Here is a 13,652-nt window from a genome sequence, read left to right on the forward strand (position 1 = left end):
AGGGCCTACCGCTTCCGATTCCAGAACTGGTGTATGAGGCCGCTGCCGGTGGTCACCGACTCGACGTCGAAGCGGTCCTGGAGTTCGGCACAGCTGTCCCAGATCGAGACGCCCGAACCGATCACCACCGGGACGACGACCAGATGCATGAAATCGACCAGGTCGGCGTGCAGGAACTCGCGGACGGACGTGGGTCCGCCACCGAGGCGGACATCGCCGCCGGCGAGTCCGCGCGCGTACTCGAGCGCCTGCGGCGCCGGGGCGTCCACGAAGTGGAAGACGGTGCCGTTCGCGAACTCGATCGGCGGGCGCTCGTGATGCGTCAACACCACCACGGGTGTGCGGAACGGAGGCTCGTCGCCCCACCACCCGCGCCAGCCGTCGTCGGCCCACGGTCCGGTCTGCGGACCGAACTTGCGGCGTCCCATTATCTCGACGCCGATCCCCTGACTCCACGCACTGGTGAACACGTGATCGGCGCGAACCGGCTCGGCGATCGCGTCCACACCCCAGATCACCCGGCCGTCGAAGTGGTCGAACAACCGGGCCGCCTCGCCGATCGGCGCATCGTACGTGACGGTTCCGCCCGCACTGAAACCGTCGAGCGAGACGTTGAGGTTGTGGACACGGACTTTGGACATCGCGAGCCTCCTGTCGGTGCCCGCGAGCCTACTCGCTGAAGGCCTCGATCGGAGGGCAGCTGCAGACGAGGTTCCGGTCGCCGAAGGCTCCGTCGATCCGGCGGACGGCCGGCCACACCTTGGCGCGCGCTCCGGACGACGGGAGACCGTTCGGGTACACGGCGGTGAGCCGGTCGTATCCGTGATTCCACTCGCCCACCAGGCATTCGGCGGTGTGCGGCGCGCCGGCGAGCGGATTGTCCTCGACCGACCAGGTGCCGTCGGCGACCTTGTCGATCTCGCCGCGGATGGCGATCATCGCGTCGATGAAGGCGTCGAGTTCGGCGAGATTCTCGCTCTCAGTAGGCTCCACCATCAGGGTTCCGGCGACGGGGAAGCTCATCGTGGGCGCGTGGAAGCCGTAGTCGGCGAGTCGCTTGGCGACGTCGTCGACCGAGACTCCACTGTCCTTGGTCAGTTCACGCAGGTCCAGGATGCACTCGTGAGCCACCCAGCCGCCCTCTCCGGTGTAGAGCACCGGGTAGTGGTCGCGCAGGCGACGCGCGATGTAGTTGGCGGAGGCGATCGCGGTCAGCGTGGCGGTCCGCAGTCCCTGGGCACCCATCATGGCGATGTACGCGTAGGTGATCGGCAGGATCGACGCCGAACCGTACGGCGCCGCCGAGATCGCGACGCCGGTCTGCGGAAGTTCGGAGGCCAGCGGGCTGCTCGGCAGGAACGGCGCCAGATGCTCGCGCACCGCGACCGGTCCGACGCCCGGGCCGCCGCCGCCGTGCGGAATGCAGAACGTCTTGTGCAGATTCAGATGCGAGACGTCGCCCCCGAACCGGCCCGGCCGGGCCAGGCCGACGAGCGCGTTGAGATTGGCGCCGTCCACGTACACCTGGCCGCCGGCCTCGTGCACCGCGTCGCAGATGTCGGTGACCTCGTGCTCGAACACGCCGTGGGTGGACGGGTAGGTGATCATGATGCCCGCCAACTCGTCGCGGTGCTTCTCGATCTTCGCGCGCAGATCGTCGATGTCGACGTCCCCGGTGTCACGGCTGGCCACCACCACCACGCGCAGCCCGGCCATGACGGCCGACGCCGCATTGGTTCCGTGAGCACTGGAGGGGATGAGGCAGACGTCGCGTGCGTCGTCGCCGCGCGAGAGATGGTAACGGCGAATCGCGAGCAGACCCGCGTACTCGCCCTGCGAGCCGGCATTGGGCTGCAGGCTCACGCGGTCGTAACCGGTGACGGCCACCAGCCAGTTCTCCAGCCGAGCGATCAGCTCGCGGATGCCCTCGCTGTCGGAGAGCGGGGCGAACGGGTGCAGGCCGCCGATCTCCGGCCAGGTGATCGGCTCCATCTCGGTGGTCGCGTTCAGCTTCATCGTGCACGAGCCCAGGGGGATCATGCTGCGGTCGAGAGCGATGTCCTTGTCGGAGAGCATCCGCAGGTAGCGCAGCATCGCGGTCTCGGTCCGGTGCAGGTGGAAGGCCGGATGCGTCAGATATTCGCTGCTGCGGTTCGCGATCGGGGCACTGAACTGCGTCGCCGCGGCACCCGCGGCGCCGAAGGCGTCCAGGACGGCATCGATGTCGGCGGCGGTGGTGGTCTCATCGCACGCGACGCCCACGCGGTCGGCGTCGATCAACCGCAGGTTGATGCCGTGGCGCGACTTGGCCGCGTCGACGATCTCCGCGGCCCTGCCGTCGGCCCGCACGGTGAGGGTGTCGAAGAACGAGGCGTGCTCCACACCGAATCCACCGCCCGCGAGGCGATCGGCGAGGTCTGCGGCGTGCCCGTGCACCCGCTCGGCGATCGCCTTGAGCCCGGACGGGCCGTGGTAGGAGGCGTACATCGCGGCGATGATGGCGAGCAGCACCTGCGCCGTGCAGATGTTGCTGGTCGCCTTCTCGCGTCGGATGTGCTGCTCGCGGGTCTGAAGTGCCAGGCGGTACGCGAGGTTGCCGTCCGCGTCCTTGGAGACGCCGACGAGGCGCCCCGGAAGCTGACGAGTGCGTTTGGTGTGCACCGCCAGGTAGCCGGCGTGCGGTCCACCGAAGCCCATCGGGACACCGAAGCGCTGTGTGGTGCCGAAGCACGCATCCGCGCCGAGCTCTCCCGGAGGGGTGATGAGAGTGGCGGCCAGCAGGTCGACGCCTGCGGCGATCAGCGCACCTCGCGCATGCGCCGCCTCGATGACCGGGCCGAGATCGGTGATCCGGCCGCTCGCACCGGGCGTCTGCACGATGACTCCGAAGAACTCGCCCTCGGGAAGCCCCGCGTCCGGCGCCGACCCATCGAGCTCGGCTTCGACCACCTCGATGCCTAGCGGCGTCGCACGGGTCTCGATCACCGCACGCGTCTGCGGGAAGAGGTCGGAGTCGACGACCACGCGGTTCGACTTCGACTTACCGGCGCGGCGCAGCAGCGTCATCGCCTCGGCGGCCGCGGTCGCCTCATCCAGCATTGAGGCGTTCGCCACCTCCATGCCGGTCAGATCGCACACCATGGTCTGGAAGTTGAGCAGCGCTTCGAGCCGACCCTGGCTGATCTCCGGCTGGTACGGGGTGTAGGCGGTGTACCACGCCGGGTTCTCCAGGATGTTGCGCTTGATGACTCCGGGCGTGTGTGTGTCGTAGTAACCGAGACCGATCATCGATCGGGCGACCACATTGCGATTCGCGAGTTCGCGCATCGCCGCGGTCGCCTGCGCCTCCGTCAGCGGAGCGGGCAGGGCGTCCAGTCCCGGAGCGAATCCGTTCGTGTCCGCGCCGTCGGCGATCGACGCGGGAACCACCTTCGCGGCGATCTCGTCCAGGGATCCGACGCCGAGGACGTCGAGGATGACAGCCAGTTCGTCGGCGTCGGGGCCGAGGTGACGCTGGGAGAACTCAGAAGCGGGGGTCGACAAGAGGGCACCTTGATCTTCTCGGTCCGGCCGCGCCGGACTGGTCCCTCCCCCTCTGTCATGCCGCACGAACGCAGCGCCTGAGAGATTCGGCAGCGGCGGACCGATGCCTTTCACCGTGGGCGGGCGGGTGCGCGCACCCGCCACTTTCCAGAGACGTCGTCAGCAGCCACGGTCCCGGGTGCCTGAGAGTTTGACGGAGAGGTGTTGCTCCTTCGGCGGTTGCCCGGATGTCCCGGACGACGCTCTCCCGCAGCGTAGCGACGCACCGACAGGGTACCAAGAGTCGGGCGCGAATCACGGTCCGGCGTGTGGACCGTCACGCGGGACTGCCGACGTGGCCTATCCGGTGCGCCGGGTGCGGTTCTTGCGACGGGCCGCCAACTCGTCTTCGGGCGACGGTTCGCTGACACCGTCGTCGGCACGCTCCCCCGGGAAGTCCGCGATGGTTCCGGTGAGTTCGCGCATGGCGCCCGACACGGCGATGCCGAACACGCCCTGTCCGCCCTGGAGGAGGTCGACGACCTCTTCGGCGGAGGTGCACTCGTAGACCGTGGTGCCGTCCGAGAACAGGGTGATCCGGGCGAGGTCCTCGACGCCGCGCTTACGAAGGTGGTCGACCGCCACTCGGATGTTCTGCAGCGAGATGCCGGTGTCGAGCAGCCGCTTCACGATCTTGAGAACGAGGATGTCTTTGAAGGAGTAGAGACGCTGGCTTCCCGAGCCGGCCGCGCCCCGGATCGACGGCACCACGAGCGAGGTGCGAGCCCAGTAGTCGAGCTGTCGGTAGGTGATCCCCGCGATCTGGCAGGCGCTCGGCACGCGGTAACCGACCAACTCGTCGGGCACCGTGTCGTTGGGGAACAATCCCGGAGCGATGTCATCCAGGCCGCCTTGTACCGGCATCGCACTCACCGATTCCGCATCGGCGGACGGGTGGTCGCCGGACTGCAGATCTGACGGATGATCGCCCACGGTAGCTCCCTTACACAAGACTCGGGCCGGCGGAACTCTCGTATCGAGCGTACTCCCGACCGCTGACAAAGTGTTCGTCAACGCTCACGGTGACGATGCTGGGATAAAACTATGGACTCCGCGGCACGCAATCAACGCGACTCGCGGTAAACCTCAACCTAAACTTCAGGTGTAGACAAACGGTGATGACGAAGAGACGGATTCGTTACCGTGTCGGGCGGCGCGCCGCCCCGGAATCCGACGTCGCATCGGGTTCGGCGACGAGCCCGTAGGGTCAGGACCCCGACTCGGGACCGAGGAAGTCCTCGGGCGAGACCTGGTCGAGGAACTCGCGAAACGCCTCCACCTCGTCCTCGCTCGCACCGTCCGCGGCCTCCGCGGAGGGCTCGCCGTCCTCGTCGGGCATCAGCATCCCGGCGTCGTCGAGGACGTCGTCGGCGGCGATGATCGGCGCACCGCAACGCATGGCGACCGCGATCGCATCCGACGGACGGGCCTCGACGACCACCTCGCCGTCGAAGACCATCTCTGCGTAGAAGGTGCCCTCCTGCATGTCGACGATCCGAACCTGCTGAAGGGAACGGCCGAAGGCCTCACAGAGATTGACCACGAGATCGTGAGTGAGCGGGCGGGGCGGCTCCACGCCCCGCTGCTGCAGCGCGATGGAGGCGGCCTCGCTCTGGCCGATCCAGATCGGCAGATACCTGGCGCCGCTCACCTCGCGCAGCAGCAGGACCGGTTGGTTCTGTGGAGGCTCCACTCGGATACCCACGACACGCATCTCACCCATGGTCTCGCCTCCTGATCTCTTGAAATACAGGTTACGCGGCTACCGGTCAGTCGAGGGCGCCGCGAACGGCGGCCTTGACCAACTGCGTATGCAGCGTCACCGACAGTGCCGCCATCTCACGGACCAGTTCCTCGGCACGGTCGCGCGCACCGGTGCCCTTGCCCTTCGCGATGGGGCCGGCGATCTGTGCGACCAACCCGGCCTCGCGGTCGGCACTGACCTTGAACGCACGCAGGTGGCGCGTCTCGAGCCCGAAGTTGGCCAGCGCCGCAGCAGCCTCCACCAGGCGCACGGCGTCCTCGTCGAAGAAGCCGCCGGGGCCCGCAGAGAGGAGTCCGTTGCGCACGAGTTCGGAGATGAACGCCGAGTCGACGCCGGTCCGTTCGATGAGCGTCTCCCGATCCACCCGGCCGCCGCGCGAGCTGAAATCAGTCGCCGGGGCCACCGCACTGCGCGCCGACGACAGCAGTCGCGGGCCCGCGCCGCCGGCGGCCGCGTCGATCTCGTCGAGCTGCTCGCGGATCACCTTCAACGGCAGATACCGATCACGCTGAGCGGTGAGCACGAACCGCAGCCGCTCGCAGTCCTGATCGCTGAATCGGCGATAACCGGACGGCGCACGATCGGGAGTCACCAGACCCTCGGTTTCGAGGAACCGAATCTTCGAGATCGTGACGTCGGGGAACTCTTCTCGCAGCACCGCGAGCACAGCACCGATCGACATCGTGCGGTCGCTCGCGGCGGACGCGCGCGCAGCAGACGAGGTCACGACTGCGTGGCACCTGCCTCACCGGCGCGCGGGCCGGACAGGAACACCAGACGGAACTTGCCGATCTGCACTTCGTCCCCGCTCGTGAGGGTCGCGGTGTCGACCGGCTCGCGGTTGACGTAGGTGCCGTTCAGGCTGCCCACATCGACCACCTGGAAGTCGTCGCCGTTGCTCCGGAACTCGGCGTGCCTGCGGCTCACCGTCACGTCATCGAGGAAGATGTCGCTGTCGGGGTGACGGCCGGCCGACGTGGTCGGCTGGTCGAGCAGGAACCGCGACCCTGCGTTCGGTCCCCGCTTCACGACCAGCAGCGCCGTTCCCGGCGACAGCCGCTCGACACCGGTATCGGCCGGCTCGTTCGACGCCGCGGGGGCGTCTACTTCCTTGATGAAGTCCTCGCGGAAGACCGAAGTCGTCTCCACGGGCGCTTCAAAGCCGTTGTCGTTACCGCTCACCACATCTCCTTCATCGTCAACGCACCCCGCCGTGACTCAAGACTCGCGACGCCCCCTGGTGGGGCATGCCGCAGGTCAGCCGAGGTACCTGCGCGAACTCCAATTGTCCGGGGGTACCGCACCTTTGGGCTCACTCGCTGTTACACATGCATCGGACCATCTCGTCGTTGAGATGTGCGTCTGCGAGGCAGGAACCTTCTTAAGTGAACCTACCGTCTTTGTCCGAACGCCGCCCGGGGTCGGGGACGTTTGGCGTACTGGAAATCATATCGACCCGGTCCGCGGTGCGGGCACGAGTCGCCTCCGGAAAGCCCGGTCGTCAGCTGGCGGTCAGCCGCTGATAACCGCCCGGTAGCCTTCCGCGTCGAGCAGACCGGCGAGAATCTGGTCCAGGTCGGCGTCGTCGCCGACCGTGATCTCGACCAGCCAGCCGTCCTCGTACGGGGACGAATTGACCAGCTCGGGAGCACCGTCGAGAGCCTCGTTGGCAGCGGCGACGGTACCGTCGAGCGGACCGAAGATGTCCGAGACGCTCTTGGTCGATTCGACCTCGGCGAACGACTCGCCCGTCTCGACGTCCGAGTCCACCTCCGGAAGCTGAACGAAGACCACGTCGCCGAGCGCGTCCTGCGCGAAATCGGTGATCCCCACTCGGACGGTCTTGTCACCGACCTTGCGGATCCACTCGTGCTCGTCGGTGTAACGCAGCTCTGCGGGGATCTTGGTGTCGCTCACGTTGCGGCCTCTCTCAGGAACTGTCGGAAGACTTGGACTCACCCTCGCCCGCCGCTCCGTTGCGGCCGCGAGGCGCTCCATGACTTTATCGTGACGAGCCGCCGGATCGCGCATCAGCCCGACCGAGCGAGCGATGCGTGATCAGCCTGTGACTGACCTGGGCGGCATCGTCCGCACCACGGCGACGGTCTGAATCCAGTACAGGACCAGCGACCACAGATACAGGCCGACGCCCCAGATCAGGAAGGCCCAGCCGATCGGATGGCACACCGTGCCCACCACACCGTCGATCTGACCGGCGAGAAGCAACGGGAAGGCGCTCATCAGCGCGAAGGTGGCGGCCTTGCCGACGTAGAGGGTCGGCAGGGCCGTCACGCCCCTCGATTTGAGCAGCGGCGCCGTGGCGAAGAGCAGCAGATCGCGGCCGACGATCAGTCCGATGAGCCACCAGGGAACGAAGTCGCGGATACCGAAGCAGATCGGGATCACGATCACGTACAGGCGATCGGCCGCCGGATCGAGCAGCGCGCCGAGCTTAGACGACTGTCCGAGCCAGCGCGCGAGCTTCCCGTCGAGCCAGTCGGTGAGGCCCGAGACGAAGAGCACCGCGAAAGCCCAGGCGGCCGACTCCTCCACGAGCAGCAGCCAGATGAAGACCGGGATCAGGAGCAGACGCAGCACGCTGAGCGCATTGGGCACCGTCCACACGGCGTCACTCCGTTCGGCTCGCGGTGCCTCGCGCGAGTCCTGCGGCCGCGGCCGAGTCATCGGAAGATGCCGACGATGCCCTGAATCGCCTGCGCACCGGCGGATGCGAAGTGATTCTCGTGAACCAGGTAGGTCCACGTCATCGTCGAGCGATGCAGTCCTTCCAAGCCGAGGTCGACGCCGTCGGCGGTGATGCGGGCGTCCACGAAGGTCTTGCGCGCCGCCTCCATCGCCTCGTCGGCGAGCTTGGCGAACTCGGCGAAGATCAGCTTGTGGAACTCCTCGAGCGGGCTCTGCGCGCCCAATGCCCGCAGGTGGATGCTGGCCTGCACGTCAGCGATGTACGCGAGGTGATCGGCCCACGCGCGGTCGAGGTGGTACAGCACGATCTGCCGCGCGGCCTCCGCCAGGACCTCGTCGTCGACGTCCGCCGACAGGCTCTCGTACCGCTCGGGCTCGGACTCCTTGAGGTCGGTCAGGGCTTGATCGGTGGTCAGTACCGCCATCCGCCGCCGGACGATCGCGTTGCGCTGCTCGTTGACCTGCTTGTTGTACTCCCACGTGTTGCTGTGGAGTTGCAGCATCGCGCCTTCGGCGATCTTCTGGGCGTTCTCGACGCTCTCGACTCCCTTGGCTCCCATCGACCCGTCCGAGGAGATCGGCTGCTGCTCACGCTGGTGCGTGAGGTTCTTGGTGACGAGCGGATCCTCCAGGCTCGAGAAGAAGACCGATCGGCCGGGATCGCCCTGCCGCCCCGCACGGCCGCGCAGCTGGTTGTCGAGCCGCTCGGTGTCGTAGCGTCCGGTGCCGACCACGCAGAGTCCGCCGAGCTCGATCACCTCCTCGCGGGCGGCCTCGTCACCGCTGGAGCCGCCGAGCCGGATGTCGGTGCCGCGGCCGGCCATCTGCGTGGAGACCGTGACGGCTGATCTACGGCCCGCCTCGGCGATGATCGCCGCCTCTTCGGCGTCGTTCTTCGCATTGAGCACCACCGACGGAACTCCCGCCCGCTCCAGGAAGTACGCGAGCTCCTCCGACTGCGCCACGTCGTGCGTGCCGATCAGGATCGGCTGTCCGGTCGCGTGGATCTCGGAGACGAACTCGACGACCGCCTCCACCTTGTGCGCCTTGGTGTCGTAGACGCGATCGGGCTCGTCGACGCGGATGTTGGGGGCGTTCGGCGGAATCTGCGATACCTGCAGATCGTAGAACTGCCGGAACTGCTCACCCGCAGCGATCGCCGTGCCGGTCATGCCCGCGACGCGCGGGTACCGGCCGATCAGCGCCTGAACGGTGATCGTGTCGATCACCTCGCCCGCCTGGGTGGGGTTGAGGCCCTCCTTGTACTCAACCGCGGCCTGGACACCGTCCGGCCAGCGCTGCAGCCGCGCCACTCGGCCGCGGGAGGCGTTGATCAGATGCACGCCGCCGTCGCGCACGATGTAATCGACGTCGCGTTCGAGCAGGTAGTAGGCGTAGAGCGCGACGTTCACGTGCACCAACGTGCTCGAGACATGTTCCTCGTCGTAGAGGTTGATGCCGCCGAGCGTGGACTCGACGAACTGGGCGCCCTCCTCGGTCAGCGAGACGTTCTTACCGTCCTGGTCGAGTTCGTAGTGCTTCGACTTGAGGTGGGACACCACCTCGTGGATCGCCTTGTTCGGGATCTCCGCGTCGGTCGAGCCGGCGAGGATGAGCGGAACCAGTGCCTCGTCGACCAGCACCGAATCGGCCTCGTCGACGATCACCACGTCGGGTTCGGGTGCGACGAGTTCGTCCGCGTGCAGCGCGAGGTGGTCGCGCAGGACGTCGAACCCGATCTCGTTGACCGAGGCGTAGGTGACGTCGGCGTCGTACGCCGCCTGCCGCTCCTCGCGGGTGGAGTGCTCGTTGATCGAGGCGACCGAGATCCCGAAGACGTCGTACAGCGGCTTCATCCACTTCGCGTCACGATCGGCGAGATAGTCGTTGACCGAGACCACGTGCACCTGATGACCGTCGAGCGCGTAGCCGATCGCCGCGATGGCGCCCGCGAGGGTCTTGCCCTCGCCGGTCGCCATCTCGACGACGTCGCCCTCGAGCATGCGCAGCGCACCCTGCAACTGCACGTCGAAGGGCTTCATGTCGAGCTTGCGGTCGCCGGCTTCGCGCACCAGCGCCAGGAACTTCGCGCGGTCGCCGACCACCGACATGTCGAGTTCGGCTGCGGCGCCCGCGAACTCACCGTCCCCGAGCCCCGCGGCCCACTCGTCGTGTTCAGCGGACTCCTCGATCATCGTCAGCGACTGCGACTGGTTGCGAGAGGTCTGCGCACCCAGCATGCGCCACATCGCGTTGGTGAGTCTTCCCACGTGCTTCCTGTTCCTCGAACTCCGGACTGCAGAGACCTCGGTGCGCGTCGCGACGCCGGGGTCGATCGTGATCTACCGTACGCGGCGCTGCGCTACCGTGGCGCACATGATCATCGGACGCCGGACGCGTTGGCGGGTGCTGGCAGCTATGGGCGCGATCGTCGCCGGTACGTCGATTCTGGCGGGCTGCGGGGACCGTTCGACCACGCCCGACGCCGACCCCGCAAAGCTGGTCGGGAAGACGTATCTGTCCACGGAGGTCCGGGGCCCGCAGATTCCGGGCGGAGGACCGCTGCTGCTCGCCTTCGGCAAGGGCACCATCAGTGCGAATGCCGGATGCAACGGGCACGGCGGCGCCGTCGCGTTCACCGGCGGCGTGCTCACGACCGGGAATCTGGTCGGCACGATGATGGCGTGTCCGCCGCCACGCGACGGCGCCGACCGATGGGTCACGGACCTGTTCGGCTCACCCCTGTCGTGGCATCTGGACGGTACGACGCTCACTCTGCAACGCGGCGATCGGAAGGTGACGCTCGCCGAGCGGCGCGAGCGTCCCGTCGTCGGCACCCGATGGCGGGTCAGCGCGCTCGTCACCGACGCCGCGGTCTCGACCTCTGCCGCACTCGAGAACAGCAAGCCGTACTTCGAGATCGCGAGCGACGGCGCGTTCGCGGGCAGCACGGGCTGCAACAGGATGACCGGGCGGGCGCGCGTCGACGGAGACCGGATCCACCTGTCGCCGATCGCGACCACCCGCCGGGCGTGCGATCCGGAGACCGCGGACGTCGAGCGCACGGTGCTCGCAGCGCTCCGGGACGAGGTGATCGTGGAGGTCGACGGCGACGAGATGCGGCTGACCAACGCGGCGAACAGTGCCGTCGGGCTGCGGCTGACGGCGTCGGGCATCGCGTAGCGCGTCCTGTCGGCGGTCCGCGGCCGCGGCCCCTACACTGCGTCTATGCCGAAGAAGAGCGGGCGGCCGCCCAAGCTGCCGAAGGACATCTACGAGGCCGAGCTGTTCCGCCTGCAGACCGAACTCGTGACCCTGCAGGAGTGGGTGCGGGCCACCGGAGCCCGCGTGGTGGTGGTCTTCGAGGGCCGGGACGCCGCAGGCAAGGGCGGAGCGATCAAACGCATCAGCGAGTACCTGAGCCCGCGGATCTGCCGGGTGGCGGCGCTGCCCGCACCCACCGATCGGGAACGGGGACAGTGGTACTACCAGCGATACGTCGCACATCTGCCCGCGCCCGGTGAGATCGTCCTCTTCGACCGCTCCTGGTACAACCGCGCCGGTGTCGAGAAGGTGATGGGCTTCTGCACGCCCGAAGAGCACACCCGGTTCCTCCGGCAGACACCGATCTTCGAGCAGATGCTCATCGACGACGGGATCATCCTCCGCAAGTACTGGTTCTCGGTGTCGAATGAGGAACAGCTCCGCCGATTCCGCGCCCGCCGCGACGATCCGGTGCGCCAGTGGAAGCTGAGTCCGATGGATCTCGAGTCGGTGTACCGCTGGGAGGAGTACTCCCGGGCCAAGGACGAGATGATGGTGCACACCGACACCTCGAGCAGTCCGTGGTACGTGGTCGAGTCCGACCAGAAGCGCAACGCCCGGCTCAATATGATCTCCCACCTGCTCTCCACCATCGACTACGAACCCGTCCAGCGGGCGGAGGTGAAGCTGCCCAAGAAGCCGATCGAGTCGGGCAACTATCATCGGCCGCCGCGGTCGTTGTCGAAGTTCGTGCCCGATCACGTGGCCGCTCTCATCGGCGACCGGGAGTCCTGATTCCGCCGTGTCCGTCCTGAACCTCCTCGCGTCCCGGCTGCCGGTCGGAACGCGGGAGGTGGTGTACCTGGTGAGCGTCGCCGGCTTTCCCAATCTCGGCGACGAACTCATCGCCGAGGCCTGGCTCCGGCATCTGGCGGCGCGGCGACCGGCCGCGGTGGTCGTGGTCGATTCGCCTCGGCCCGGGCAGGCGGCGCTGCTGCTCCAGCACGCCAATCCCGCCGCCGTGTTCGTCGACACTCTGTGGCGCCGGGTCTTCGCACCGGGCGACGGCCACCGCTCCGATCCGGTCTACGACCTGCATCGGTCCGCCGGCTCCGATCCCGGGGCCCGACTGCTGCTGCGGGCGGGGACCGTCCACATCGTCGGCGGCGGCTTCCTCAACGGCCTGTGGCCGCATCACCTCGCGCTGGTCCCCGCCGTCGCCGCGGTGACGCGGTCCACCGGCGGACGGGCGGTGGCCAGCGGTGCCGGTCTGACACCGGGTTTCGCAGGTCTCGACGCCGAGGATTTCCGCGCTGCCGTCGACGGCTTCGACGTCTTCGACGTTCGCGACGCGCCCAGCGCGGAGTACCTCGGGCCGGTCCGCGGTGCATCGTTCACCGGCGACGACGCGTGGCTGTCGGCCGCGGTGGCCCGCCCCGAACCCGGCCCGCCGGAAGAGGCGGGCGTGGTGGTGTGCGCACAGGGCGATCTGACCGACGACTTCTCGTGGCGCGGTGACCGCGGAGTGACCGCTGTAGCGCGATTCATCGAGGCGACGCTCGACGAATGGGCTGTCGCCGGCCCCGAGGTGGTGATCGCCGAGTGCAATCCCGGCATCGACGCGGTGGTCGCGAACCGCCTGGGCGCCCGGCTCGATGGCGCCGAGCGGCTGTCGTTCCAGCAGGTCTGGGCGTCGGGGCTGCCCACGGGCCGGGGACGGACGTGGGTGTCGACTCGTTTCCACCCGCACCTGATCGCGGCTTCGGCCGGAGATTCGGGCGTCGCGGTGATCGCCAAGCCCGACTACTACGGCACCAAGCACGCCTCGCTGTCGGAGGCCGGTTCGGCGTGGACCTTCGTCGGTCCGGACTGCGACGTTCCCCCGCGGCCCTGCGCCGGCGGCTTCTCCCCCGCCACCGTGGCCACGAATCGGTCTCGCAAGGCCGCGCTGGCGCACCGGCTGTACCCGCCGGGAACCGGCTTGCGCTGATCGGAAGATGCCGTAGAGTCGGCAACCCTATGTGGATAGGTTCTCTCGAATTCGATTTCCTGCTCGGCGACGTTCACTCGTTGAAGGGCAAACGCTCCGTCATCCGGCCGTTGATCGCCGAGATCCGCCGGCGGTACGACGTCTCGGTGGCCGAGGTGGATCATCGAGACGTCCACCGGCGGACCCTCATCGGGGTCGCGGCGGTCAGCGGCGACGCCGCGCACGTCACCGAGGTGCTCGACGCCGTCGAACGGTTCGGCGCCGCCCGGCCCGAGGTGGAACTCCTGTCGGTCCGTCGCCGGATGGTCTCGACCGACGACCTGTGAACCGTCCGCCCGGCGACGC

General features: G+C 68.0%; 13 protein-coding genes and 2 riboswitches. Of the genes, 4 read left to right on the top strand and 9 right to left on the bottom strand.

Annotation, left to right across the window (positions count from 1 at the left end; genetic code table 11):
* Positions 1-5: 5 nt before the first annotated feature.
* The 9 genes from ACZ5QD_RS06165 to secA2 all read right to left on the bottom strand — a co-directional run bounded on the left by ACZ5QD_RS06165 (position 6) and on the right by secA2 (position 10,323).
* A complete protein-coding gene (locus ACZ5QD_RS06165; protein WP_006895074.1) occupies positions 6-641 on the bottom strand; it encodes a dihydrofolate reductase family protein in 636 nt (211 codons plus the stop codon).
* Positions 642-669: 28 nt separating this feature from the next.
* Complete coding sequence (gcvP, locus tag ACZ5QD_RS06170; protein WP_006895075.1) at positions 670-3,543, bottom strand: aminomethyl-transferring glycine dehydrogenase; 2,874 nt, start codon at positions 3,541-3,543, stop codon at positions 670-672.
* Positions 3,544-3,585: 42 nt separating this feature from the next.
* Positions 3,586-3,702, bottom strand: a riboswitch (glycine riboswitch).
* Positions 3,703-3,803: riboswitch (glycine riboswitch) on the bottom strand.
* 79 nt (positions 3,804-3,882) lie between these two features.
* Positions 3,883-4,515: a MerR family transcriptional regulator gene (locus tag ACZ5QD_RS06175; protein ID WP_006895076.1), complete on the bottom strand. Its 633-nt coding sequence runs from the start codon at positions 4,513-4,515 to the stop codon at positions 3,883-3,885.
* Positions 4,516-4,789: 274 nt separating this feature from the next.
* Complete coding sequence (locus tag ACZ5QD_RS06180) at positions 4,790-5,305, bottom strand: bifunctional nuclease family protein (RefSeq protein WP_006895077.1); 516 nt, start codon at positions 5,303-5,305, stop codon at positions 4,790-4,792.
* 46 nt (positions 5,306-5,351) lie between these two features.
* Positions 5,352-6,074 carry a transcriptional regulator FtsR gene (ftsR, locus tag ACZ5QD_RS06185; RefSeq protein WP_006895078.1) on the bottom strand — a complete coding sequence of 241 codons (723 nt, stop codon included), beginning with the start codon at positions 6,072-6,074 and terminating at the stop codon, positions 5,352-5,354.
* Entirely contained in the window at positions 6,071-6,532 is a 462-nt protein-coding gene (garA, locus tag ACZ5QD_RS06190) for a glycogen accumulation regulator GarA (RefSeq protein WP_006895079.1), read from the bottom strand. Before garA ends, ftsR begins: the two co-directional genes overlap by 4 nt.
* Positions 6,533-6,859: 327 nt before the next feature.
* A complete protein-coding gene (gcvH, locus tag ACZ5QD_RS06195; protein ID WP_006895080.1) occupies positions 6,860-7,264 on the bottom strand; it encodes a glycine cleavage system protein GcvH in 405 nt (134 codons plus the stop codon).
* 141 nt (positions 7,265-7,405) lie between these two features.
* Positions 7,406-8,032 carry a CDP-alcohol phosphatidyltransferase family protein gene (locus tag ACZ5QD_RS06200; protein WP_464367182.1) on the bottom strand — a complete coding sequence of 209 codons (627 nt, stop codon included), beginning with the start codon at positions 8,030-8,032 and terminating at the stop codon, positions 7,406-7,408.
* Positions 8,029-10,323, bottom strand: a complete 2,295-nt coding sequence (secA2, locus tag ACZ5QD_RS06205; protein ID WP_006895082.1) for an accessory Sec system translocase SecA2 — start codon at positions 10,321-10,323, stop codon at positions 8,029-8,031. Before secA2 ends, ACZ5QD_RS06200 begins: the two co-directional genes overlap by 4 nt.
* 106 nt (positions 10,324-10,429) lie before the next feature.
* On the opposite strand from secA2, the gene ACZ5QD_RS06210 reads away from it, so the two are divergent.
* From ACZ5QD_RS06210 to ACZ5QD_RS06225, 4 genes are read left to right on the top strand one after another with little or no spacing between them, the layout of a single operon-like run.
* A complete protein-coding gene (locus ACZ5QD_RS06210; RefSeq protein WP_464367183.1) occupies positions 10,430-11,236 on the top strand; it encodes an META domain-containing protein in 807 nt (268 codons plus the stop codon).
* A 45-nt stretch (positions 11,237-11,281) separates the two neighbouring features.
* Positions 11,282-12,112 carry a polyphosphate kinase 2 gene (gene ppk2, locus ACZ5QD_RS06215; protein ID WP_006895084.1) on the top strand — a complete coding sequence of 277 codons (831 nt, stop codon included), beginning with the start codon at positions 11,282-11,284 and terminating at the stop codon, positions 12,110-12,112.
* A 7-nt stretch (positions 12,113-12,119) separates the two neighbouring features.
* Positions 12,120-13,307 (top strand): polysaccharide pyruvyl transferase family protein, encoded by a 1,188-nt coding sequence (locus tag ACZ5QD_RS06220; protein ID WP_045537867.1) that lies wholly within the window; start codon positions 12,120-12,122, stop codon positions 13,305-13,307.
* 29 nt (positions 13,308-13,336) lie between these two features.
* The gene (locus ACZ5QD_RS06225) at positions 13,337-13,633 is read left to right on the top strand and encodes a DUF503 domain-containing protein (RefSeq protein ID WP_045537865.1); all 297 of its coding nucleotides are present in this window, start codon (positions 13,337-13,339) and stop codon (positions 13,631-13,633) included.
* Positions 13,634-13,652 lie beyond the last annotated feature (19 nt).

It is taken from the genome of Gordonia sp. J1A (assembly GCF_055393515.1).

What these genes read in the sequence shown, in the direction of transcription:
- ppk2 (WP_006895084.1), top strand. Translation starts at nt 11,282, where the DNA reads ATGCCGAAGAAGAGCGGGCGGCCGCCCAAGCTGCCGAAGGACATCTAC.
- ACZ5QD_RS06210 (WP_464367183.1), top strand. Translation starts at nt 10,430, where the DNA reads ATGATCATCGGACGCCGGACGCGTTGGCGGGTGCTGGCAGCTATGGGC.
- ACZ5QD_RS06180 (WP_006895077.1), bottom strand. Translation starts at nt 5,305, where the DNA reads ATGGGTGAGATGCGTGTCGTGGGTATCCGAGTGGAGCCTCCACAGAAC.
- ACZ5QD_RS06225 (WP_045537865.1), top strand. Translation starts at nt 13,337, where the DNA reads ATGTGGATAGGTTCTCTCGAATTCGATTTCCTGCTCGGCGACGTTCAC.
- ACZ5QD_RS06165 (WP_006895074.1), bottom strand. Translation starts at nt 641, where the DNA reads ATGTCCAAAGTCCGTGTCCACAACCTCAACGTCTCGCTCGACGGTTTC.
- ACZ5QD_RS06200 (WP_464367182.1), bottom strand. Translation starts at nt 8,032, where the DNA reads ATGACTCGGCCGCGGCCGCAGGACTCGCGCGAGGCACCGCGAGCCGAA.